The organism is Streptomyces sp. NBC_00597 (genome assembly GCF_041431095.1).
Classification (GTDB): Bacteria; Actinomycetota; Actinomycetes; order Streptomycetales; family Streptomycetaceae; genus Streptomyces.
Map to the genome: position 1 here is coordinate 2,787,957 of NZ_CP107757.1, position 22,621 is coordinate 2,810,577.

The following is a 22,621-nucleotide window of genomic DNA, read 5'->3' on the forward strand; positions in this document are numbered from 1 at the left end:
CAACCGATGTTCACACCACGCCCCGGGGCCCGTCGGCACCCCCCAGCTGCGGCCCGGCGAGCCCTACACCTCGTACGGGCGGGCCGGCCACGGGGCCTGGGCGGGGCGCAGGGAGTCCAGGCCGTCGGTGGACGCCAGCGCGGCGGACAGGGCGAGCGCTCCCGTCACCAGTCCCGGATTGCCCAGCCGGCCTTCCAGGATCCCCCGGACCAGATCCTGTAGCGGAACGCGGGCGATCTGCATGTCCGCTTCCTCCTCCGACGCCGCGTACCGCTCCCCCTCCGCCTCGGACAGACCGCGCGCGAGGAAGATCCGGATCGCCTCGTCCGAACCGCCGGGGGACGCGAAGAAGTCCGCGAGCACCCGCCAGTCCTCGGCCTTGACGTGCGCCTCCTCGTACAGCTCCCGCTGGGCCGCGTGCAGCGGGTTCTCGCCGGGTACGTCGAGCAGCCCGGCCGGGAGTTCCCACAGCTTGTGCCGTACCGGGTGCCGGTACTGGCGCAGCACGAGCACGCCGCCGTCCTCGTCGAGCGCCAGCACGCACACCGAGCCCGGGTGGGCCTGGTAGTCGCGGCGCACCACCGATCCGTCCGGCATGCTCACCTGGTCCGAGCGGACCGACGTCTTCGCGCCCTCGAACGGCGTCCGTGAGGCGATGACCTCCCACGATTCGGCGTTGTCCGCGATGCCCATGGCCATGATCCGTACCCCGTGTCCTTCCGAAAACGCGACAGCCGGGGCAAGATCCTCGCCCCGGCTGTCTACGTTATGCGGTCAGGCCGTCACTTGGCCGCCTGCTGGCGCTCCACCGCCGCCTTGACCAGGCCCGCGAAGAGCGGGTGCGGGCGCGTCGGGCGCGAGCGCAGCTCCGGGTGGGCCTGGGTGGCCACGAGGTAGGGGTGGACCTCGCGCGGGTACTCGACGTACTCGACGAGCTTGTTGTCCGGGGAGGTGCCGGAGAAGACCAGGCCGGCCTTCTTCTCCAGCTCGCCGCGGTACGCGTTGTTGACCTCGTAGCGGTGGCGGTGGCGCTCGTCCACGTACGCCTGGTCGCCGTAGACCTCGCGCACGATGGAGCCCTCCGCGAGCTTGGCCGGGTACATGCCCAGGCGCATGGTGCCGCCCAGGTCGCCCGCGCCCTCGACGAAGGCCAGCTGCTCCTCCATGGTCGAGATGACCGGGTGCGGGGTGGAGGCGTCGAACTCGGTGGAGTTGGCCTCCGCGATGCCCGCGAGGTTGCGCGCGGCCTCGATGACCACGCACTGCAGGCCCAGGCACAGGCCGAGCAGCGGGACCTTGTTCTCGCGGGCGTAGGTGATCGCGCCGACCTTGCCGTTGACGCCGCGGTCGCCGAAGCCGCCGGGCACGCAGATCGCGTCCACGTCGGACAGCTGCGCGGCAGCTTCCGCCGGGGTCTTGCAGTCGTCGGAGGTGACCCACTTGATCTGGACGCGGGCCCTGTTGGCGAAACCGCCGGCGCGCAGCGCCTCGGTCACGGACAGGTACGCGTCGGGCAGGTCGATGTACTTGCCGACGAGCGCGACCTTGACCTCGTGGTCGGGGTTGTGGACGCGGTCCAGCAGGTCCTCCCAGACCGTCCAGTCCACGTCGCGGAACGGCAGGTCGAGCTTGCGCACGACGTACGCGTCGAGGCCCTCGGTGTGCAGCACCTTCGGGATGTCGTAGATCGACTTGGCGTCGATCGCGGCGACGACGGCCGCCTCGTCCACGTCGCACATCAGCGAGATCTTGCGCTTGATGGAGGTGGGGACGTCGCGGTCGGCGCGCAGCACGATCGCGTCGGGCTGGATGCCGATGTTGCGCAGGGCGGCGACCGAGTGCTGGGTCGGCTTGGTCTTCAGCTCGCCGGAGGGGCCGATGTAGGGCAGCAGCGAGATGTGCACGACGAAGACGTTGTCGCGGCCGACCTCGTGGCGGACCTGGCGGACCGTCTCCAGGAAGGGCAGCGACTCGATGTCGCCGACGGTGCCGCCGACCTCGGTGATGACGACGTCGACGTCCTCGGTCGCCATGCGGCGGATGCGGCTCTTGATCTCGTTGGTGATGTGCGGGATGACCTGCACGGTGTCACCGAGGTACTCGCCGCGCCGCTCCTTGGCGATGACCTGGGAGTAGACCTGGCCGGTGGTGACGTTGGCCGAGCCGTCGAGGTCGACGTCGAGGAAGCGCTCGTAGTGGCCGATGTCCAGGTCGGTCTCGGCGCCGTCGTTGGTGACGAACACCTCGCCGTGCTGGAACGGGTTCATCGTGCCCGGGTCGACGTTCAGGTAGGGGTCGAGCTTCTGCATGGTGACCCGCAGGCCGCGCGCCTTGAGCAGCGCACCCAGGCTGGAGGCCGTCAGGCCCTTGCCGAGGGAGGAGGCGACACCCCCGGTGACGAAGATGTGCTTGGTCGTCATGGCTGTGCTCGCCAAGAGGGGGCTCCCGTGGTCGCGAAGTGAGGTGCGGTGCATCCGGCGCCGGCCACCATCGAACCGGAGGCTCTCAGGGGGCGCCGAAGCTGCGGTTTCGGGGCTCCTGATTCGCACAGGCAGACCACCGGTCCACGGGGTACCAGCCTATCAGCGCCCGGGCCGGTCCGCCTCCGGGCACGCGCCGCGACGACTGCTCGACCCAGCGCCACCGGCCGTCCCGCGGCCGGTCACACCGTCGTTGCCGCTGGTCACCCATTTGGTCGAGTCATATTGTCCCCCGACTTCAGGAGATCACTAGGGTGCCGTCATATCCTGCTCGGATATCGCTTCACATCGCCGCCGAGCAGTCCGGCAGACGGCGTAACCCGGCCGCATCCGGAATCATGAGCTCAGTGCGGGGATCCACACCCACGGGACCGCGCAACCGCGCAATGCAAGCGCCCTTCGGGGCGGACGTGGCCGTTCGACTGGAGATCTACGTGTCCGGGCGCATCGAGGATTACGCACTGATCGGGGACATGCAGACCGCCGCGCTGGTCTGCCGGGACGGATCGGTGGACTGGTTGTGTCTGCCACGTTTCGACTCCCATGCCGTCTTCGCGAGCCTGCTGGGCACCGAGGACCACGGCTTCTGGCGCATCGGACCGGTGCTCCCCGGGGAAACCGGGGCCCCCGCGGCGACCCGGCGCCGCTACCAGGGCGACTCACTGGTCCTGGAATCCGAATGGGACACCCCGCGCGGCACGGTCCGCGTGATCGACTTCATGCCGCCCCGCGAGGACCATGCGCCGCAGCTGGTCCGCATCGTCGAGGGCGTCAGCGGGCGGGTCCCGATGCGCTCCGCGCTGCGCATGCGGTTCAGCTACGGCCGGGTCGTGCCCTGGGTGCACAAGGTCGACGGACGCACCGTCGCCGTCGCCGGCCCGGACTCCGTCTGGCTGGACACCGACGCGCAGACGTACGGCCGGGACCTGACCACGTACTCCGACTTCACCCTCGGCCCCGGCGACCGCAAGGCCTTCTGCATCAGCTGGCAGCCCTCCCACAAGGGCGCCCCGGACACCCCCGACGCGCAGGAGGCCCTGGCGACCACCGCCGCGTTCTGGCGCGAATGGGTCGACCACTGCACGTACCACGGCCCCTACCGCGAGGCCGTCATCCGCTCCCTGATCACCCTCAAGGCGCTCACGTACGGCCCCACGGGCGGCATCGTCGCCGCGCCCACCACCTCCCTGCCGGAGGAGATCGGCGGCGTCCGCAACTGGGACTACCGCTACACGTGGCTGCGCGACGCCGCCATCACCCTGTCCTCGCTGCTGCGCACCGGCTACCGCGAGGAGGCCCAGGCCTGGCGCGAGTGGCTGCTGCGCGCGGTCGCCGGCGACCCGGAGAACCTGCAGATCATGTACGGGATCGCCGGCGAGCGGGAACTCGGCGAGACCGAGCTGGACTGGCTGCCCGGGTACGAGGGATCGCGCCCGGTCCGGGTCGGCAACGGCGCCGCGCACCAGCTCCAGCTGGACGTGTACGGCGAGGTCACCGAGGCCCTCCACCTGGGTCACATGACGGGCCTGGCGCGCAACGACTACGCCTCGGTGCTCCAGTTGAAGCTGATCCGCTACCTGGAGACCCACTGGGACCAGCCCGACGAGGGCATCTGGGAGGTGCGCGGCCCGCGCCGCCACTTCGTCCACTCGAAGGTCATGGCCTGGGTCGCGGTGGACCGCACGATCAAGCTGATCGAGAGCGGCGACGCGGACGGCCCGCTGGAGCGGTGGCGCGAACTGCGCGACGAGATCCACCAGGACGTGTGCGAGAAGGGCTACGACAAGGAACGCAACACGTTCACGCAGTCGTACGGGTCGAAGGAGCTGGACGCCTCCCTGCTGCTGATCCCGCAGATGGGCTTCCTGCCGCCGGACGACAAGCGGGTCATCGGCACCATCGAGGCGATCCAGCGCGAGCTGTCCACGCCCGACGGGTTCATCCTGCGCTACCCGACGACCGGCGACGAGGCCGGTGTGGACGGACTCGAAGGCGACGAGGGGGCCTTCCTGGCATGCTCGTTCTGGATGGCGGACGACCTGGCGATGATCGGCCGGGTCGACGAGGCCCGCCAGCTCTTCGAGCGGCTGCTGGCCCTGCGCAACGACCTGGGACTGCTGGCGGAGGAGTGGGATCCGCGGCTCCAGCGCCAGGTCGGCAACTTCCCGCAGGCGTTCAGCCACGTCCCCCTGATCGACACGGCCCTGCGGCTCACCGCCAGCGGGGCGTACGGAGGCTGACGCGGGCAGCGCGGCAGCGGTGCCGCACCGCTGCCGCACGCCGTCCGCTCACCGCGCCGTCGGCAACGGCCCCGCCTACGCTGGAAGGGTTCGTTTCCTGCGCGAAAGGGGCGCAGCCATGGCTCCCCACTCGAAGGCCGGCACGGCTTTGGCCGCGCTCCGCGAGGACTTGGCCGGTGAGGTCTTCGCTCCCGACGATCCGGGCTACGACGAGGCCCGGACGATCTTCAACTCGATGATCGACCGCAGGCCCGCCGTGATCGCCCGGTGCGAGAGCGAAGCGGACGTCGTCACCACGGTCCGCTTCGCCCGGGAGCTGGACCTGCCGATCGCGGTGCGCGGCGGCGGCCACAGCGTCGCCGGGATGTCCCTCAACGACGGCGGCGTCGTCGTCGACATGCGCCGGATGCAGGAGGTCACGGTCCATCCCGGGGCCAAGGCCGTACGCGTGGAGGGCGGCGCGGTGATGAGCGTGCTCGACCGCGCCTGCCAGCCGTACGGGCTCGCCACCACCGGCGGCCGGGTCTCCACCACCGGCGTCACCGGGTTCACCCTCGGCGGCGGATCGGGCTGGCTGGACCGGAAGTTCGGGCTGGCCGTCGACAACCTGCTCGGCGTGGACCTGGTCACCGCGGACGGCAACACCGTGACGGCGACCGCCGAGAACAACCCCGAGTTGTTCTGGGCCCTGCACGGCGGCGGCGGCAACTTCGGCGTCGCCACCTCGATCACGCTGCGCCTGCACGAGCTGCCGGAGTTCGCGATCTGCCTTCTGCTGTACCCGCCGGAGGCCGGACCCGAAGTACTGCGCACCTACCGCGAGGTGATCGAGGGCGGGCCGGCCGAGGCGGGCGGCGGCGTGATCTACCTGACCGGCCCGCCGGAACCCTTCGTACCGCCCGACCTGGTCGGGACGCGGCTGGTGGGCTCCCTCATCACGTACGCGGGGAGCGAGGAGGCGCTGCGCAAGCTCGCCGAGCCGCTGCTCGCGCTGCCGCACGTGGCGGAGGTGCTCATGGCCCTCCCGTACCCGGACTTCCAGTGCATGCTGGACGACCCGCCGGGCCTGCGGAACTACTGGTCCGCGGAGTACCTGACCGGCCTGCCGGACGAACTGGTCAGCGTGTTCTGCGCCCTCGGCGACGTGATGCCCTCGCCGTCCCCGACCCAGCACGCCCTCTTCCCGCTGGGCGGGGCCATCGCCGACGGGCCTTCGGAGTTCCCGGTTCCGTACCGTGACGCCCCCTGGGCCGTGCACCCGTTCGGCATCTGGGAGGACCCGGCCGAGGACGAACGCTGCCAGCAGTGGGTCCGTGACGTACGCGGCCACGTACAGCCGTGGAGCACGGGCGCGGTCTACCTCAACTTCACCGGTGACGAGGGCCCCGAGCGGGTGGTGGCCGGTCTCGGCGCGGAGAACCTGGCCAGGCTGGCCGCGGTGAAGCGTACGTACGACCCGGACAACGTGTTCCGCTTCAACCACAACATCAAGCCCGCGTGACCCGGTTGACGTCTCGGGCCGGACGGGGGCATATCGGACCTTGCCCCCGCCCGGTGATGTGCCGGGAACCGGGCGGCCGGTAGCGTCCCGCGATATGGACAACCAGGGCGGGATCACCGTTCAGCGGGCACTGGAGCTGCCCGGACTCCGCAGCGGGCTGCCGGAGGTGGTGGCCTGCGCCGACCGCCTCGGCCGGACCGTGCGCTGGGTGCACGCGGGCGAGGTGCCGAACATCGCCTCCCTGCTCAAGGGCGGGGAACTGCTGCTGACCACGGGGCTGGGCCTCGGCACCCGGCCCGCCGAGCAGCGCGCCTTCGTACGGCGCCTCGCGGACCGGGGGATCGCCGCGCTGGTCGTCGAACTCGGCCCGCGCTTCACCCGGCTCCCGGCGACCCTCGTCGAGACGGCCCGGGCGGCGGGCCTCCCGCTCGTCCAGCTCCACCGCGAAGTGCCGTTCGTGACGGTGACGGAGGAGGTCCACACCGAGATCGTCAACCACCACTACGCCCTGCTCCAGCGGGCCGAGGAAGTCCACCGGCGGTGCACCGAGGCCCTGCTGGGCGGCGGCGGGATCCCGCAGGTGCTGCGCATCCTGGCCGACTTCACCGGGAACCCGGTGTTCCTGGAGACCCCCGACGGCCAACTCCTGTACGCGGCGGGCCCGGTCTCCGGGGAGGCCGCGGCCGACCCGCTCCAGGTGTGGGAGGGCCTGCGGGGCCAGCGGGAGGCGGAGCCGTCGGCCAACGCGGTCCTGGTCGACGTCCCCGGCGGCGGCCACGGCACCGGCTCGATCCGCGCCAGGGTGGTCCTGCTGGGCGTGTCGGCGCCGCTGCTGCCCGTCCACCGGATGGCGGCGGAACGGACGGCGGGCGTCCTGGCCGTCGTCCTCATGCAGGCCCGCCAGGAGGACGAGCTGGCCGCGCGCGGCCGCGGCGACTTCCTCACCGACCTCGCGGAAGGCCGCATCTCTGCGGAGGACGCCCCGGCGCAAGCCCGCGTACTGGGCTTCAAACCCGGAGCCGGTCCGCTGCTGCCCGTCGTCATGCGGCTGGCCTCCGACCTCGGCCCGTCGGGGAACTGGGCCGTCCTGGCCCGGGCGGTCCTGGAGGAGCTGTCGTCGGTCGGCGTACCGGTGCTCCTCGGGGTCCGGCCGGTGGAAGGCCGGGTGCCGCTGCTGGTCTCGCTCCGCGCGGAATCGGAACGCGCGGCGGTCGCGGACCGGGTCGCGGCGGCGCTGCGGGCCGGTGTGGAACGCGCCGGCCTGGACCGGGCCGCGGCCCCGCCGGCGGTGGTCGTGGGCGTCGCGGGCGGCTGGGCGGCGGCCTCCTCCGGCCTGCGCCACGCCGCCGAGACCGCCACGGCCGCGCACGGCCTGCCGGCCCGACCCTGGTACGACGCCCGGCGGCTGGACATCGACCTGCTGCTGTGGCGGCTGCGGGAACACCCCGACCTGGCGGCGTTCGTGGACCGGGCGATCGGGCCGCTGCGGGTCCACGACGCGGCGTCCCGCCCACCGCTGCTGCCGACCCTGGAGACGTACCTGGCCCATGCGGGCCGCAAGGCGGAGACGGCGCGCGAGCTGCACCTCAACCGGCAGACGCTGTACAACCGGCTGGCCCGGATCTCAGAACTCCTGGGAACCGACCTGGACGACCCGGAGACGGTCCTCTCCCTGAGCCTGGCCCTCCGCGCCCGCCGCCACACCACGTCTCCTTCCTGACGCCCTCCTCGCACCGCGCGACCCTGGCGGCCCGCCCCTTCCCGACGTGTCCCTCCCCCAGGCCCCGCACCGCGGCGGGGTGCGGTGACCGCGCGCCGCGCGCAGCCGGGGATCGGCCCCGGGTCAGGGGCCAGGCGGCCTCCGACGGGCCACTGGCTGCCGTCCAGGGGCGCGGCGCCCCCTCCGAGGCGAGTGGTGCGCGCTCGCTGCTCAGAGCCCGTCGGCGGGCCGCAGGGGGCGGGTGGGCCCTGCGGGGCGTGTCGAGCCCCCTGGGCCATCCCGGCCCCGCCTGCGTTCGAGGCGGGGGTGAGGGCCCGGGCGGAGCCCCTGGGGCCCCGAGCCGGAACCTGACGCAGCCCTGTCGGCGACTGTGGCGGGGAATGGGCACGGGGGACGGGGGCTGGCCCACGGCGACCGGGCCGCACCCGCACGACGCCCTCGCCCCCATCCAGCCCTGCCGGCGATCCAGGCACGAGGGCCCGGGCGGAGCCCCTGGAGCCCCGAGCACGCCGGAACCTGGCCCAGCCACCCGTCGGCGACTGCGGCGGGGTGGGGTCAGGGGCGGCGGGGGGTCAGTTCGTCGTAGATCGAGAGGATCTGCGCCACCGTGTCGTCCTCCGACGGCCACGTCGCCGCCTGGGCCCGCCCCGCCGCGGCCAACCCGCTCCGCCGGGCCGGGTCCGACAGGAGGTCCGCCACCGCCGTTGCCAGCGCGGCCGCATCCCCGTACGGCACCAGCACCCCCGCGTCCCCGACCAGCTCCGGCACGCCCCCGACCGCCGTCGCGACCAGCGGCACCCCCGCCCGCAGGGCCTCCTGCGCCAGCAGGGACCGCGCCTCCCACCGGCTGGGCAGCACCGCCAGGTCCGCCGCCGCCAGCAGTTGCGCCGCGTCCCGGCGCCGCCCCAGCAGCCGCACCGGCAGACCCTCGGCCTCGATCCGCCGGGTCAGCTCGGCCCGCTGGGGGCCCTCCCCCGCGATCACGACCAGCGGCAGCGGCTCCAGTACCCGCCACGCCCGCGCCGCGTCCAGCAGTACGGAGTACCCCCGGTGTTCCACCAGGCTGCCGACCGCGATCAGCAGCGGCCGTCCCACCGCTCCGAGTTCCGCCCGTGCCTTGCCGGGGTCCGCCGTGTCGTCCGGGCCGGCCGGTCCCGGCCCCATCGGCACGGCCACCGGCGCCAGTCGTGCGTCCCGGGCGCCCCGCGCCCGTGCCAGGTCCACCTGGTCCGAGGACGCGCCCAGCACCACCGCCGCGGCCCGTGCCACGTGCCGTTCCAGCACCCGGCCGAGGCGCCCGAGCGCCCCTTCGGCCGCCGGGCCGCCGCCGTGCCAGCTCACCACGAGCGGGACCCGGCGCCCGCGCAGCGCCAGCGCGGCCCGCATTCCGGCTCGTACTCCGTGCGCGTGCACCACGTCCGCCCCGGCGCACACGGCGCGCAGCGCGCTCACCGCGTCCGGGGTGAACTGCGCCCCGGCGCCGGTGAAGTCGTACTCCCCCTCCGCTTCGACGGGCGCGCACACCGTGACCCCGACCCCGCGCGCGGCGAGCCCGGTGGTGAGCGACCGTACGTGCGCGCTGCTGCCCGCGCCGGCGCCGCCGAGTACTTGGACGGTGCGGAGCGGTGGCCGCCCGTACGGCTGCGCGGGGACGGGGGTGGAGACCGGGGAGCTGCTCACGGGCCGAAGCTCCAGGGTGAGGGAGGAAGGCAGAGACTCGCCCAGGATGCCAGTCCGCACGCGCGTTCCGGGACCATACGGGTGCGGATCCCGCAGGAGATACCGTCACACGCCCCCGAGTCTCACCCACACGGCGTAGCGCAGGATGCGACGAGGGCCCGGGACGGCGTCCGTCCCGGGTCCTCGCACACCACGACCGCGACCGCGGCTACACGTCCGCGCGCGCCGCCGCCAACAGTTCCTCGGCGTGCGCCCGCGCGGACGCCGAGTCCTCGTGGCCGGCCAGCATGCGCGACAGCTCGCGGATGCGGTCCTCGCCTTCGAGGACGGTGACCCCGCTCCTCGTCACGGACCCGTCGTTGGTCTTCTCGACGAGCAGCTGCCGGTCCGCGAAGGCGGCGACCTGCGGCAGGTGCGTGACGACCACGACCTGCGCCGACTTGGCCAGTTTCGCGAGCCGCCGTCCGACCTCGACCGCCGCCTTGCCGCCGACGCCCGCGTCGACCTCGTCGAAGAGGTAGGTCGGCACCGGGTCGGAGCCGGCGAACACGACCTCCACCGCCAGCATCACGCGCGACAGTTCACCGCCCGAGGCGCCCTTGGCGATCGGCCGCGGCTGGGCGCCCGGGTGCGGGGCGAGCAGCAGTTCGACCTCGTCCGTGCCCGAGGGCCCGTACGCGACCGGACGGCCGTCCACGTCCACCCCGTCGGGGTCCTCCACCTGCCGGATGTCGATCGTCACCCGTGCGTGCGGCATCGCCAGCGACGCGAGCTCCTGCGTGACGGCCGACGCGAACCGCGTCGCCGCCTCCACCCGCGCGTCGGTCAGCCCCTGCGCCAGCAGCGACAGTTCGGCCCGCAGCCCGTCGCGTTCGGCGGTCAGTTCGGTGATCCGCTCGTCGTCGCCGTCCAGCTCCAGCAGCCGGGCCGAGCCCCGCTCGGCCCACTCCAGGACCGAGTCGATCGAGTCGCCGTACTTGCGCGTCAGCTGGGTCAGGGCCGCCCGCCGCTCTTCCACCGCGGCGAGTCGCAGCGGATCGGCGTCCAGGTCGTCGGCGTAGCCGGCGAGTTCCCCGGCGACGTCGGCGAGCAGGATCCCGAGCTCCCCGATCCGTTCCGCGAGCGCGCCGAGCGCCGCGTCGTGGGTCCGTACGGCTTCCAGGGCCCGGTGTGCGCCCGCGACGAGGGTGTTGGCGTCGACGTCCTCCGGGTCCTCGACGTCGCCCGCGAGGGCCGCGTGGGCGATCTGCGCCGCCGAGGCGAGCGATTCGGCGTGGCCGAGCCGTTCCGCCTCCGCCGCGAGCTCGGCGTCCTCGCCGGCCAGCGGTTCCACGGCGGCGATCTCGTCCAGGCCGAAGCGCAGCAGGTCGGCCTCCTGGGCGCGTTCCCGGGCCCGGGTGGTGATCTCGTCGAGTTCGACGGCGACGGCGCGCAGCCGCCGGTAGGCGGCCCCGTACTTCTCCAGCGGGACGGCGACGGCGTCGCCGGCGTACCGGTCGAGTGCCTGGCGCTGGCGGGCGGGCCGCAGCAGCCCCTGCTGGTCGGTCTGCCCGTGCACGGCGACGAGGTCGTCCGCGAGTTCGCCGAGCAGGCCGACGGGCACGGAGCGGCCGCCGACGTGGGCGCGCGAGCGCCCCTCGGCGGACACGGTCCGGCTGATCAGCAGGGCTCCGTCGTCGAGCTCGGCCCCGGCTTCCTCGGCGCGTACGGCGGCGGGCGCGTCGGGGCGCATGACGATGCGGCCCTCCACGACCGCCGCCTTGGCCCCGATCCGGACCAGGGCCGGGTCGGCGCGACCGCCGAGCAGCAGGCCGAGGCTGGTGACGACCATCGTCTTGCCCGCGCCGGTCTCACCCGTCACCGCGGTGAAACCGGGCGACAGCTCGACCACCGCGTCGTCGATGACCCCGAGCGACCGTATCCGCATCTCCTCAAGCACGGGACGACGATACCGAGGTTTCACCGGTGCCATGTGACGTCACCCGTCGAGAGTTTCCCGAACGAATGTGCTATTAGTGGGGCGCTCCGCGCCACCCAGACACCGGCAGCGCGAACTTCGCGACGAGCCGGTCCGTGAACGACGCGTGGTGCAGCCGGGCGAGCCGCACCGGCACCGCGCCCCGCCGGACCTCCACCCGGGCCCCTGCCGGCAGCTCCAGCGTCCGGCGGCCGTCGCACCACAGCACGCCGTGCGGCACTCCGGTCTGCACCTCCACCGCCAGCACCGAGTCCGGCGAGGTCACCAGCGGCTTCGCGAACAGCGCGTGCGCGCTGATCGGCACCATCAGCAGCGCTTCCACCTCCGGCCAGACCACCGGCCCGCCGGCGGAGAAGGCGTACGCCGTGGATCCCGTCGGGGTCGCGCAGACGATCCCGTCGCAGCCGAAGCCGGACACCGGGCGCCCGTCGATCTCCAGGACCACTTCGAGCATCCGTTCGGGCGACACCTTCTGGACGGCCGCCTCGTTCAGCGCCCAGTCCCGGTGGACGACGTCTCCGTTCGTCCGTACGAGCACGTCGAGGGTCATCCGCTCCTCGACCTCGTACGCCCGCGTCACGACCCGGTCCACGACCTTGTCCAGGTCGTCCCGCTCGGCCTCCGCGAGGAACCCCACCCGACCCAGGTTCACCCCCAGCATCGGCACGCCCGAGCCGCGCGCGAACTCCGCGCCGCGCAGCAGGGTCCCGTCGCCGCCCAGCACGATGAGCAGCTCGCAACCTTCGAGCGCCGCGGGGGTGCACTCGGCCACCAGCTCCACCTCGGGCGGCAGTGGCAGGTCCCTCGCCTCGAACTCGACGACCCGTACGCCTAGCCCGCTCTTCAGCAGCCCCTGTACGACCAGCTCGGCGCTGCGGATGGCCGCCGGCCGCCCGGTGTGCGCCAGCAGGAAGACGGTCCGCCCCTCCGTCGGAACCGATGATTGCGAGGTATCCGACCTGTCCGCTGATTCAGTCACTGCGGCCCCTCCGCCACTGCTCGGTCAACATCCGCCGGGTCGAGTGCCGGTGCCCCCGCCCTCAGCCACAGAAAGTACTCGACGTTACCCGACGGACCGGGCAACGGACTCGCGGTCACCCCGAGCACGCCGAGCCCCAGCTTCGCCGCCCGGGCCGCCACCTCGCGCACGGCCTCCGCCCGCAGCTCCGGGCTGCGTACGACGCCGCCGCTGCCGAGCCGGTCCTTGCCGACCTCGAACTGCGGCTTGACCATCAGCACCAGGTCCGCGTCCGGGGCGCAGCAGCGCACCAGGGCGGGCAGGACCAGGCCGATGGAGATGAAGGACAGGTCGCCGACGACGAGGTCGACCGGGGTCCCGTCGAGCTGCTCGACGGTGAGCTCGCGGACGTTCGTCCGGTCCTTGACGGTGACCCGGTCGTCGCTCTGCAGCGACCAGGCGAGCTGCCCGTAGCCGACGTCGACGGCCATCACGTGGGCCACGCCCGCGCGCAGCAGTACGTCGGTGAACCCGCCGGTGGAGGCGCCGGCGTCCAGCGCCCGGCGGCCCTCGACGGCCAGGCCCTGCGGCTGGAAGGCCGCCAGTGCGCCGGCCAGTTTGTGGCCGCCCCGGGAGACGTAGTCGGGGTCGCTGTCGTCCTTGAGGACCACCAGGGCCGCGCTGGTCTCGACCTGGGTGGCCGCCTTGGTCGCGGTGGCGCCGCCGACCGTCACCCGGCCCGCGGCGATCAGCTGGGCGGCGTGCTCGCGCGAGCGGGCCATGCTGCGGCGTACCAGTTCGGCGTCCAGGCGGCGGCGTGCCACTCCTGCCACGTTCGGTTCAGCTCCTGTTTTCGTACGGTCCGGGGACGGGCGGTGCGTCCAGCGCGGTCAGCGCGTCGCGCAACCCCCTGTGCACATCCTCGTACACCGCGACGTGTCCGTCCGCCGTGAGGTGGTCGGCTTCGGCCAGCCGCTCCAGGTGCGCGTCCACCCCGGCATGGCCGGTGGGCGTACGGACGAGGCCGAGGGGCTCGGGGCCGGCGGGCCCGGCGGAGGGCTCCGGCGCCGCTTCCCCGGAGGCGCCGAGTACCGCGGACACGCCCGGTTCACCACGTTCACCCGGTACGTCCGGTGCGTCCGGTGCCGCGTCGGCCAAGTCGTCGGTCATGCCACGACGCTACCCCGAAGCACCCGGGCGGCCGCGCACGGCTCTGCGGTACGGTCGAGATCACGATGGCTACGATCGATGAGTGCCGCGCCGCACTCGACCGACTTTCCGACAACCTCGCGCAGGCCGACGGCAGTGTGCGCGGTGCTGCCGCGCTGGACCGCTCCCTGAGCTGCCACATCACGGACCTCGACCAGACCTTCACCGGCCGCCTCGAAGGAGGCCGGATCCGGGTGGACGCGGTCTCCCCCGGTCCGCCCGCCGCCAAGGCCGAGATCCGGCTCGCGATGGCCGGGGACGACCTGGTGGCGATGGTCGCGGGCGAGCTGAAGTTCGCCAAGGCCTGGGCCTCCGGCCGGGTCCGGCTGGAGGCCGGCTTCCGCGACCTGCTCCGCCTCAAGAGCCTGCTGTGACCCGGCACGACCCGGCCCCGCCCGGTCGCATCGGGGCGCCGGGGGCACGCCGGCCGTAGCCGGAGGAGGGACCGGGAACGGCGCCCCGGCAACGGCGCGCACGCTCCCTCGACGGTCAGCCCGCGGCACCCTTACCGGTCAAACGCCCGGCCCGGGTCCTGGCGGCCGGGATCACCAGCGGGGTGCCCGTCTCCGGGTCATCGATGATCTGGCAGCGCAGCCCGAACACCTTCTCCACCAGCTCCGCCGTGACCACCTCGGCCGGCGGCCCCTCCGCGACGACCTCTCCGCCGCGCATCGCGATCAGGTGCGTGGCGTAGCGGGCCGCGTGGTTGAGGTCGTGCAGCACGGCCACCAGGGTCCGGCCCTGGTTCTCGTGCAGTTCGGCGCACAGGTCCAGCACGTCGATCTGGTGCTGGATGTCGAGGTAGGTGGTCGGCTCGTCCAGGAGCAGCAGCGGCGTCTGCTGCGCGAGCGCCATCGCGATCCACACCCGCTGGCGCTGGCCGCCCGACAGCTCGTCCACCGACCGGTCCGCGAGCTCGGCGACCCCGGTCGAGGCCATGGATTCGAGGACGATCCGCTCGTCCTCCGGCGACCACTGCCGCAGCAGCCCCTGGTGCGGGTAGCGGCCCCGCGAGACCAGGTCGGCGACGGTGATCCCGTCCGGCGCGATCGAGGACTGCGGCAGCAGGCCCAGCGTCTTGGCGACCTTCTTGGCCGGCATCGACCCGATGGCCTGCCCGTCCAGCAGTACCTGCCCGGCGGACGGCTTCAGCATCCGCGACAGGGCCCGCAGCAGCGTGGACTTGCCACACGCGTTGGGTCCGACGATCACCGTGAACGAGTGGTCGGGGATCTCCACCGACAGGTTCTCGGCGATGACCCGCTGGTCGTAGCCGAGGGTCACGTTCTGCGCGGTCAGCCGCTGCACCTGCGTACTCCTTGAGTTGCTCGTGTCCGTGCTCATATACGTCCCGCCCTGCGCTCGGTGACGAGCAGCCAGAGCAGGTAGACACCGCCGACCAGCCCCGTCACCACACCCACCGGCAGCTGGTCGGCGCCGAAGGCGCGCTGCGAGGCCCAGTCGGACACGAGCAGCAGGACGGAGCCCATCAGCGCGCCGGCGAGCAGGTTCGACCCGGGCGAGCGGGTCAGCCGCCGGGCCAGCTGGGGCGCGGCCAGGGCGACGAACGAGATGGGTCCGGCGGCCGCGGCGGCCGCGGTGGTCAACAGGACCGCCGCCAGCATCAGCAGCATCCGCATACGTTCCACCCGTACTCCGAGGGCGTACGCGGCGTCGTCGCCCATCTCCATCATCCGCAGGGCCCGGCCCTGCCCGAGGACGAGCGGGAACAGCACCGCACACGTCCCGAGCAGCGGCCAGACCTGGCTCCAGTCCCGGCCGGCGAGCGAGCCGGTCAGCCAGACCATCGCACGGGTGGCCTCGACGAGCTGGGCCTTGGTCAGCAGGTAGTTGATGACGGCGACGAGCATTGCGGAGGCGCCGATGCCGACCAGCACCAGCCGGTAGCCGTGGATGCCGCGCTTGTACGACAGCAGGTAGACGACGACGCCGGTGAGCAGTCCGCCCACGAGCGCGCCTCCCGCGACCGCGTTCGCGTCGCCCTTGAACAGGACGATCACGGTGAGCGCACCGACCGACGCGCCGTAGCTGAAGCCGAGCAGGTCCGGGGAGCCGAGCGGGTTGCGGGAGACGGACTGGAAGACCGCGCCGGCCATGCCGAGCGCGGCGCCCACCAGCAGGGCGACCAGCACGCGCGGCAGCCGCAGGTCGTTGACGATGAAGTCGTGGGCGGGGGTGCCGTTGCCCAGCAGGGTCTGTACGACGTCCCACGGCGCGATCTCGAAGTCGCCGGTGCCGATCAGGACGACGGCCATCGCCAGCGCGGCCGCGGTGAGCAGCAGTCCGGCGACCAGCGCCCGGGGCTCCAGGCGCAGGGACAGCCCGCCGGGGCCGCGCAGGGGACGGGAGCCGCGGGAGCCGGGCTCGTCCGCCCGGAGGTCGACGGTCACAGCTGGGCCATCCTCTTGCGCCGGACGAGGTAGATGAAGACGGGTCCGCCGATGAGCGCGGTGACGATGCCGACCTGGAGCTCGGCGGGCCGGGTGACGACCCGGCCGACGACGTCCGCGCCCAACAGCAGCACCGGCGAGAGGACCGCCGAGTAGGCGAGCACCCACCGCATGTCGGGGCCGGTGAGGAGCCGCACCAGGTGCGGGATCATCAGCCCGATGAAGACGATCGGCCCGCAGGCGGCGGTCGCCGCCCCGCACAGCAGGGTGATGGCGACCACTGCGGCGATCCGGGTCCGGGTGAGGTGGGCGCCGAGGGCCCGCGCGGTGTCGTCGCCCATGGCCATCGCGTTCAGCGGCCGGCCCAGCGACAGCGCGATCACCGCGCCCACCAGCAGGAACGGCGCGACCTGCCGGACGGTGTCCATGTTCGCGGAAGCCAGCGAGCCCACGGTCCAGAAGCGGATCTTGTCCAGCGCCTTGCTGTCCATCAGCTGCACGGCGTTGATGTAGCCGACCAGGGCCGCGCTGGCGGCGGTACCGGCGAGCGCGAGGCGCACCGGTGTCGCGCTGCGGCTGCCGCCGAGTACGTAGACCACGACGGAGACGACGGCGGCGCCGAGGAAGGCCCACCACACGAACTCGCTGAGCGAGGAGGCTCCGAGGAAGGTGACGGCCGAGACCACGGCGGCCGCGGCGCCCGCGTTGACGCCGAGGATGCCCGGCTCGGCCAGCGGATTGCGGGTCAGCGCCTGCATGACCGCACCGGAGAGGCCGAGGCCGAGCCCGACCATCAGCCCGAGGAGGGTGCGCGGCACCCGCAGGTCGCGCACCACCACGTCGGAGGGCGTTCCCGCGTAGTGGAACAGGCCGTGCCAGACCTGGTCGAGGGGCATCTGTTTGGCGCCCACGGCGATGCTCGCCACCGCGATCAGGGCCAGCACCGCGAGGGCGCCGAGCAGACCGGCGGCGCGGGCCGCGGGCCGCGGGCGGGCGGCGGCGACCGGCGCCGCGCTCTGTTCAGGGGGACTCTCGACCAACACGGAAGTTAGGTTAGCCTACCCTCCGCCCGGCCAGGTGCCGTTCCGCCTGATCAGCCCCTGCTCGACACCGGCAGGGAACCGGCTCGGCCCCGGCTCGGCACACGGCGCCTCACGGACCGCCGCCCGACTGCCCGACTGCCCGGCCGCCCCCGCCTACAACCCGATCCGGGCCAGGGCCTTCCCCGCGTCCAGCGAGCAGGAACCCTCGACCGCCTGGGTCCAGGCGGCCGCGCACATCGCCCGCAGCCCGTCGATCGGATCGCCCTCGCCCCGCAACTCCAGTACGTCCGCCGCCGCCACCGCGGTCCAGCCACCACAGCGGAAGCCCCCGTCCGCCGCCACGACCTCCGGCTGCCCCGTCAGCAGCCCCCGCAGGTCCCGGTCCACGTACGTCGGCCGGTGCCTCGGCTCGGCCCGCAGCAGCTGCGCCCCGTCCGTCACCCCGGTCAGCACCAGCAGCGAGTCCACCTCCCCGTTGAAAGCGCCCTCGATGTCCGTGTCCAGCCGGTCACCGACCACCAGCGGCCGCTCGGCCCCGGTCCGCAGCACCGTCTCCCGGTGCATCGGGGGCAGCGGCTTCCCCGCCACCTGCGGTTCGGCACCCGTGGCGATCCGGACGACCTCCACCGCGGCCCCGTTGCCGGGCCCGATCCCGCGCGCCCCCGGAATCGTCAGATCGGTGTTCGACGCGTACCACGGCACCCCGCGGTGGATCGCGTACGCGGCCTCCGCGAACCGCGACCACGGCAGGTCCGGGCCCCCGTACCCCTGGACCACCGCCGCGAGCCCCTCCTCGTCGGCGGAGTCCACCGGGACCAGCCCCCGCTCGCGCAGCGCGACCCGGAGCCCCTCCCCGCCGATCACCAGCACCTTCGACCCCGGCTCCACCTGCTCCGAGATCAGCCGGGCCACGGCCTGCGCCGAGGTGATCACCTCACCGGCCTCGGTCGGGATGCCCAGCTCGCTCAGGTGCTCGGCGACCGCCTCCGGGGTACGCAGCGCGTTGTTCGTGACGTACGCGAGGTGCATCCCGTCGGCCCGGGCCGACGCCAGCGACTGCGCCGCGTACGCGATCGCCTCGCCGCCCGCGTACACCACTCCGTCCAGGTCCAGCAGGGCCGTGTCGTACGCCTTGTGCAGGCTGCGCTCGCTGCCCGCCGGACTCGTCCTGATCTGCCGGGTCATCCTGTCGGCTCCCTGTCCGTTCGATCCTCGACCGGTCCGTGACCGATCCCGACTGCTTGTGCTGCGGTCTTGCTCACCCGATCATCCCGCATCGCGAGACGCGTCTTACCATGCACCAATGACCACATCTGGTACTGCGGACGACGGGCTGCGCCTGATCCCCTTCCACGGACTGCGCTATGACCCGGAGCGTGTCGGCAGCCTGGCCGCCGTCACCTCACCGCCGTACGACGTGGTGGTGCGCCCGGACGGCGTCGACCACTTGCAGTCCGCCGATCCGCACAACATCGTCCGCCTGATCCTGCCTCAGGCGGACACCCCCGCCGAGCGCAACGAACAGGCCGCACGCACCCTGCACGACTGGCTCCGCAACGGCATCCTCAGCGCCGACCCCGAGCCCGCCCTCTACGTCTACGAGCAGCGCAAGGGCGGCCTGCTGCAGCGCGGTGTGATCGGTGCCCTCGCCCTGTCGCAGCCCGACGCCGGCATCGTCCTCCCGCACGAGGACGTGATGCCGGACGTGGTCACCGACCGGGCCGGCCTGATGCGGGCGGCTTCGGCCAATCTGGAGCCCCTCCTGCTCACCTATCTCGGGGACGACACCGCAGCCGGCGCGGCCGAGGTCGTCGAGCGGACCGCGACAGGCACTCCGCTGCTCGCCACCACCACCGAGGACGGCTTCCGCCACCGGCTCTGGGCCATCACCGACCCCGCCGACCTGGCCGCCGTCACCGCCGACCTCGGGCACCGCCAGGCCCTCATCGCCGACGGACACCACCGCTGGGCGACGTACCTGCGCCTGCAGGAGGAGCACCAGTCCCCCACCGCATGGGACTTCGGGCTGGTCCTCCTCGTCGACACGGCCCGCTACCCGCTCCAGGTGCGCGCCATCCACCGGATGCTGCGCCGCACCCCGGTCGCGGACGCCCTGGCCGCCGTCGAGGGCAGCTTCCGGGTCCGCCCGGTCGAGGGCCCGCTGCCGCTCGCCCTGGAGGCCCTCGCCGACGCCGCGGAGCGCGGCAACGCCTTCCTCCTGACCGGCGACGGCACCTTCCACCTGGTCACCGACCCGGATCTGGACCTCCTGGAGCGCACCGTGCGCCGCGACCGTCCCGAGGCCTGGCGCCGGCTGGACGCGACCGTCCTGCACGCGACCCTGCTCGACGCGCTGTGGCAGATCCCCGACACCCCCGACCAGATCTCGTACATCCACGACGCCGCAGCCACCGTCGCCATGGCCGAGCGTCACGGCGGCACCGCGGTCCTGCTGCACCCCGTACGGGAGCAGGTCGTGCGGGACCTGGCCCGCCAGGGCGTCACGATGCCCCGCAAGTCCACGTCCTTCGGCCCGAAGCCGGCCACCGGCCTGGTCCTGCGCAGCCTGACCTGACCCGGCCCGGCCCGGCCGCGGATACGAAAAAGGGCGGCACCCCACCGGGGGTGCCGCCCTTTCTCAGTTCAGCAGGACCGCTGCTCAGGCCTTGTCACGGGCCTGGGCGTCGTCCTCGTCCTCGTCCTCGTCCTCGACGACGGCGATCTCGTCGGTGACGTCGACGTCGGCGTCCGCGTCGGACCGCTCCAGGGGCTCGTACTCGTCGTCGTCCTCGTCGTAGTACTCGGCCTGGTCGGACGCACGCTCGGCAGCAGCCACCTCGGCGGCGTCCTGCTCTTCGTCCTCGTCGTCCTCGTCGTCCTCGTCCTCGTCGACCCCGTCCGGCTCATCGCCGGCGAGCGCGTCGACGAACTCGACGCCGTCCAGCTCGGCGAGCCGGTCGGAGGCGTCCATCGAGCCGTCCTTGTCCGCCTCGACCGTCTTGGCGAACCACTCGCGCGCCTCGTCCTCACGGCCGGCCGCCAGCAGGGCGTCCGCGTAGGCGTACCGCAGGCGCGCGGTCCACGGCTGGATGGCGTTGGAGGCCAGCTCGGGGCTCTGCAGGGTCACGATGGCGGCGTCGAGCTGCCCCATGTCCCGGCGCGCACCGGCGGCGACCAGGCGCATCTCGACCTGGCCGGCCTTGTCCAGCTTCTGCACCTCGGGCTCGCCGGCCATGGCCAGCGCGCGCTCGGGGCGGCCGAGGCCGCGCTCGCAGTCGGCCATGACGGGCCACAGTTCGACGGAACCGGTCATGCGCTTGGCGGCGCGGAACTCCGCGAGCGCCTCGCTGTACTTCTGCGTGGCGTACGCGGCGAAGCCGGCGGCCTCGCGGACGGCAGCGACGCGGGAGGCCAGGCGCAGGGCGATGCGCGAGTACGCGTACGCCTGCTCCGGGTCCTCGTCGATCAGCCGGGCGACCATGACCAGGTTGCGGGAGACCTCCTCGGCCAGGCCCTTGGGCAGGCTCAGGAGCTCCTGGCGGACATCGGCGTCGATCTCCAGGCCGGTGACGTCCTCGTCGATCGGAAGCCGCTTGACCGGGTCCCGGTCGCGGTCCGCGCGGTAGTCGCGGTCGCCGCCACGGTCGTCGCGACCGCCACGGTAGCCACCGCGGTCGCCACCACGGTCATCACGACCGCGGAACCCGCCACGGTCGCCACCGCGGTCGTCACGGCGCGGGTACGACGGACGGTCACCACCACGGTCATCGCGACCGCCACGGAAACCACCGCGGTCGTCATCACGACGCGGGTACGAGGGACGGCCACCGCGGTCGTCATCGCGGCGCGGGTAGGACGGGCGGGTACCGCGGTCGTCATCACGACGCGGGTACGAGGGACGCTCGCCACGGTCGTCACGGCGGAAGCCACCACCACCGCCGCCGGAGGGGCGCTCACCGCGGTCGTCACGGCGCGGGTACGACGGACGGTCGCCACCGCGGTCGTCGCGACGCGGGTACGAGGGACGGTCCTCGCGGCCGCGGAAGCCGCCGCCGGAGGGACGCTCACCGCGGTCGTCGCGACGCGGGTACGACGGACGGTCGCCACCGCGGTCGTCGCGACGCGGGTACGAGGGACGGTCCTCGCGGCCGCGGAAGCCGCCGCCGGAGGGACGCTCGCCACGGTCGTCGCGGCGGAAGCCACCACCGCCGCCAGAGGGACGCTCACCACGGTCGTCGCGACGCGGGTACGACGGACGGTCGCCACCACGCTCATCACGGCCACCACGGAAACCACCGCGGTCGTCATCACGACGCGGGTACGAGGGACGCTCGCCACGGTCGTCACGGCGGAAGCCACCACCACCGCCGCCGGAGGGGCGCTCACCACGGTCGTCACGGCGCGGGTACGACGGACGGTCGCCACCGCGGTCATCGCGACGCGGGTACGAGGGACGGTCCTCGCGGCCGCGGAAGCCGCCGCCGGAGGGACGCTCGCCACGGTCGTCACGGCGGAAGCCACCGCCGCCGCCGGAGGGGCGCTCACCACGGTCGTCGCGACGCGGGTACGACGGACGGTCGCCACCACGCTCATCACGGCCACCACGGAAACCACCGCGGTCGTCATCACGGCGCGGGTACGAGGGACGCTCGCCACGGTCGTCACGGCGGAAGCCACCGCCGCCGCCGGAGGGGCGCTCACCACGGTCGTCACGGCGCGGGTACGACGGACGGTCGCCACCACGCTCATCACGACCGCCACGGAAACCACCGCGGTCGTCATCACGACGCGGGTACGAGGGACGGCCACCACGGTCGTCATCACGGCGCGGGTAGGACGGGCGGTCGCCACCGCGGTCATCGCGACGGAAGCCGCCGCCACCACCGGTGGCGGGACGCCCGCCGCGGTCGTCGCGACGCGGGTACGACGGACGGTCGCCACCGGTCGGCCGGCCACCGCGGTCGTCGCGGCGGAAGCCACCACGGTCACCGCCACGGTCGTCACGGCCCCCGCGGTAGCCGCCCCTGTCACCGCCGTCGTTGCGACGAGGCTCGCGCTCCGGACGATCGTCGGGAGAGTTGGACATGGGTGTGACTCCTGTCTTCGGGGTACCGCTAGTCATTCTCGCGCAACCAACCCATGGCCGCGCTTCGGCGTAAAGAGGTGAAAAACAAAAAGGACCCTTGGTCCAGCGTTGAACGCTGGACCAAGGGTCCTTTGAAAGATTGTTCGGCGGCGTCCTACTCTCCCACAGGGTCCCCCCTGCAGTACCATCGGCGCTGAAAGGCTTAGCTTCCGGGTTCGGAATGTAACCGGGCGTTTCCCTAACGCTATGACCACCGAAACCCTATCGGTTTCGAGCGAACAAGCACACTTTGTAGTTATGTTCTAGCTCTAGAAA

17 protein-coding genes, 1 rRNA gene and 1 pseudogene are annotated in these 22,621 nt (G+C 73.1%); 5 read left to right on the top strand and 14 right to left on the bottom strand.

The window, feature by feature from the left end:
• Nucleotides 1-63: 63 nt before the first annotated feature.
• Together OG974_RS12350 and OG974_RS12355 are read right to left on the bottom strand one after the other, a co-directional pair.
• Complete coding sequence (locus OG974_RS12350; RefSeq protein ID WP_327285595.1) at nt 64-693, bottom strand: NUDIX hydrolase; 630 nt, start codon at nt 691-693, stop codon at nt 64-66.
• A gap of 89 nt (nt 694-782) precedes the next feature.
• On the bottom strand, nt 783-2,420 hold the full coding sequence (locus OG974_RS12355) for a CTP synthase (RefSeq protein ID WP_327282743.1): 1,638 nt from the start codon (nt 2,418-2,420) through the stop codon (nt 783-785).
• Between the two features lie 446 nt (nt 2,421-2,866).
• On the opposite strand from OG974_RS12355, the gene OG974_RS12360 reads away from it, so the two are divergent.
• From OG974_RS12360 to OG974_RS12370, 3 genes are all read left to right on the top strand, one after another.
• Nucleotides 2,867-4,720 carry a glycoside hydrolase family 15 protein gene (locus OG974_RS12360; protein WP_327282744.1) on the top strand — a complete coding sequence of 618 codons (1,854 nt, stop codon included), beginning with the start codon at nt 2,867-2,869 and terminating at the stop codon, nt 4,718-4,720.
• A 118-nt stretch (nt 4,721-4,838) separates the two neighbouring features.
• Nucleotides 4,839-6,221, top strand: a complete 1,383-nt coding sequence (locus OG974_RS12365) for an FAD-binding oxidoreductase (RefSeq protein WP_328762304.1) — start codon at nt 4,839-4,841, stop codon at nt 6,219-6,221.
• A gap of 94 nt (nt 6,222-6,315) precedes the next feature.
• On the top strand, nt 6,316-7,941 hold the full coding sequence (locus tag OG974_RS12370) for a PucR family transcriptional regulator (RefSeq protein ID WP_327282746.1): 1,626 nt from the start codon (nt 6,316-6,318) through the stop codon (nt 7,939-7,941).
• 555 nt (nt 7,942-8,496) lie between these two features.
• Here OG974_RS12370 and OG974_RS12375 read toward each other — a convergent pair.
• The 5 genes from OG974_RS12375 to OG974_RS12395 form a co-directional block, all read right to left on the bottom strand.
• Complete coding sequence (locus OG974_RS12375; protein ID WP_327282747.1) at nt 8,497-9,621, bottom strand: glycosyltransferase family 4 protein; 1,125 nt, start codon at nt 9,619-9,621, stop codon at nt 8,497-8,499.
• Nucleotides 9,622-9,829: 208 nt separating this feature from the next.
• Nucleotides 9,830-11,548, bottom strand: a complete 1,719-nt coding sequence (gene recN / locus OG974_RS12380) for a DNA repair protein RecN (RefSeq protein ID WP_327285596.1) — start codon at nt 11,546-11,548, stop codon at nt 9,830-9,832.
• 85 nt (nt 11,549-11,633) lie between these two features.
• Nucleotides 11,634-12,578: an NAD kinase gene (locus OG974_RS12385; protein ID WP_327282748.1), complete on the bottom strand. Its 945-nt coding sequence runs from the start codon at nt 12,576-12,578 to the stop codon at nt 11,634-11,636.
• A complete protein-coding gene (locus OG974_RS12390) occupies nt 12,575-13,390 on the bottom strand; it encodes a TlyA family RNA methyltransferase (RefSeq protein WP_327282749.1) in 816 nt (271 codons plus the stop codon). Before OG974_RS12390 ends, OG974_RS12385 begins: the two co-directional genes overlap by 4 nt.
• Nucleotides 13,391-13,397: 7 nt before the next feature.
• Nucleotides 13,398-13,727: a hypothetical protein gene (locus OG974_RS12395; RefSeq protein ID WP_327282750.1), complete on the bottom strand. Its 330-nt coding sequence runs from the start codon at nt 13,725-13,727 to the stop codon at nt 13,398-13,400.
• A gap of 65 nt (nt 13,728-13,792) precedes the next feature.
• On the opposite strand from OG974_RS12395, the gene OG974_RS12400 reads away from it, so the two are divergent.
• Nucleotides 13,793-14,140 carry an SCP2 sterol-binding domain-containing protein gene (locus tag OG974_RS12400; protein ID WP_328762307.1) on the top strand — a complete coding sequence of 116 codons (348 nt, stop codon included), beginning with the start codon at nt 13,793-13,795 and terminating at the stop codon, nt 14,138-14,140.
• 115 nt (nt 14,141-14,255) lie between these two features.
• Here OG974_RS12400 and OG974_RS12405 read toward each other — a convergent pair whose 3' ends face one another.
• The 4 genes from OG974_RS12405 to OG974_RS12420 all read right to left on the bottom strand — a co-directional run bounded on the left by OG974_RS12405 (nt 14,256) and on the right by OG974_RS12420 (nt 18,405).
• Nucleotides 14,256-15,110 (bottom strand): ABC transporter ATP-binding protein, encoded by an 855-nt coding sequence (locus tag OG974_RS12405; protein ID WP_327282752.1) that lies wholly within the window; start codon nt 15,108-15,110, stop codon nt 14,256-14,258.
• A complete protein-coding gene (locus tag OG974_RS12410; RefSeq protein ID WP_327282753.1) occupies nt 15,107-16,177 on the bottom strand; it encodes an iron chelate uptake ABC transporter family permease subunit in 1,071 nt (356 codons plus the stop codon). The genes OG974_RS12405 and OG974_RS12410 overlap by 4 nt, the downstream gene beginning before the upstream one ends.
• Nucleotides 16,174-17,220: an iron chelate uptake ABC transporter family permease subunit gene (locus tag OG974_RS12415; RefSeq protein WP_327282754.1), complete on the bottom strand. Its 1,047-nt coding sequence runs from the start codon at nt 17,218-17,220 to the stop codon at nt 16,174-16,176. The genes OG974_RS12410 and OG974_RS12415 overlap by 4 nt, the downstream gene beginning before the upstream one ends.
• Before the next feature lie 153 nt (nt 17,221-17,373).
• Nucleotides 17,374-18,405, bottom strand: coding sequence for an HAD-IIA family hydrolase (locus tag OG974_RS12420; RefSeq protein WP_371646456.1), 1,032 nt, complete (start codon nt 18,403-18,405; stop codon nt 17,374-17,376).
• A 118-nt stretch (nt 18,406-18,523) separates the two neighbouring features.
• On the opposite strand from OG974_RS12420, the gene OG974_RS12425 reads away from it, so the two are divergent.
• Complete coding sequence (locus OG974_RS12425; protein WP_327282756.1) at nt 18,524-19,795, top strand: DUF1015 domain-containing protein; 1,272 nt, start codon at nt 18,524-18,526, stop codon at nt 19,793-19,795.
• Nucleotides 19,796-19,879: 84 nt separating this feature from the next.
• Here OG974_RS12425 and OG974_RS12430 read toward each other — a convergent pair whose 3' ends face one another.
• The 3 genes and pseudogenes from OG974_RS12430 to rrf form a co-directional block, all read right to left on the bottom strand.
• Nucleotides 19,880-20,749 carry a tetratricopeptide repeat protein gene (locus tag OG974_RS12430; protein ID WP_327285597.1) on the bottom strand — a complete coding sequence of 290 codons (870 nt, stop codon included), beginning with the start codon at nt 20,747-20,749 and terminating at the stop codon, nt 19,880-19,882.
• Nucleotides 20,750-21,223: 474 nt separating this feature from the next.
• Nucleotides 21,224-22,267 (bottom strand): annotated as a pseudogene (locus OG974_RS12435) (hypothetical protein); the annotation flags it as partial.
• Nucleotides 22,268-22,447: 180 nt separating this feature from the next.
• Nucleotides 22,448-22,564: ribosomal RNA gene (rrf, locus tag OG974_RS12440) — 5S ribosomal RNA — on the bottom strand.
• Nucleotides 22,565-22,621 lie beyond the last annotated feature (57 nt).

What these genes read in the sequence shown, in the direction of transcription:
- OG974_RS12350 (WP_327285595.1), bottom strand. Translation starts at nt 693, where the DNA reads ATGGGCATCGCGGACAACGCCGAATCGTGGGAGGTCATCGCCTCACGG.
- OG974_RS12355 (WP_327282743.1), bottom strand. Translation starts at nt 2,420, where the DNA reads ATGACGACCAAGCACATCTTCGTCACCGGGGGTGTCGCCTCCTCCCTC.
- OG974_RS12360 (WP_327282744.1), top strand. Translation starts at nt 2,867, where the DNA reads ATGCAAGCGCCCTTCGGGGCGGACGTGGCCGTTCGACTGGAGATCTAC.
- OG974_RS12365 (WP_328762304.1), top strand. Translation starts at nt 4,839, where the DNA reads ATGGCTCCCCACTCGAAGGCCGGCACGGCTTTGGCCGCGCTCCGCGAG.
- OG974_RS12370 (WP_327282746.1), top strand. Translation starts at nt 6,316, where the DNA reads ATGGACAACCAGGGCGGGATCACCGTTCAGCGGGCACTGGAGCTGCCC.
- recN (WP_327285596.1), bottom strand. Translation starts at nt 11,548, where the DNA reads ATGCGGATACGGTCGCTCGGGGTCATCGACGACGCGGTGGTCGAGCTG.
- OG974_RS12395 (WP_327282750.1), bottom strand. Translation starts at nt 13,727, where the DNA reads ATGACCGACGACTTGGCCGACGCGGCACCGGACGCACCGGACGTACCG.
- OG974_RS12400 (WP_328762307.1), top strand. Translation starts at nt 13,793, where the DNA reads ATGGCTACGATCGATGAGTGCCGCGCCGCACTCGACCGACTTTCCGAC.
- OG974_RS12405 (WP_327282752.1), bottom strand. Translation starts at nt 15,110, where the DNA reads ATGAGCACGGACACGAGCAACTCAAGGAGTACGCAGGTGCAGCGGCTG.
- OG974_RS12420 (WP_371646456.1), bottom strand. Translation starts at nt 18,405, where the DNA reads ATGACCCGGCAGATCAGGACGAGTCCGGCGGGCAGCGAGCGCAGCCTG.
- OG974_RS12425 (WP_327282756.1), top strand. Translation starts at nt 18,524, where the DNA reads ATGACCACATCTGGTACTGCGGACGACGGGCTGCGCCTGATCCCCTTC.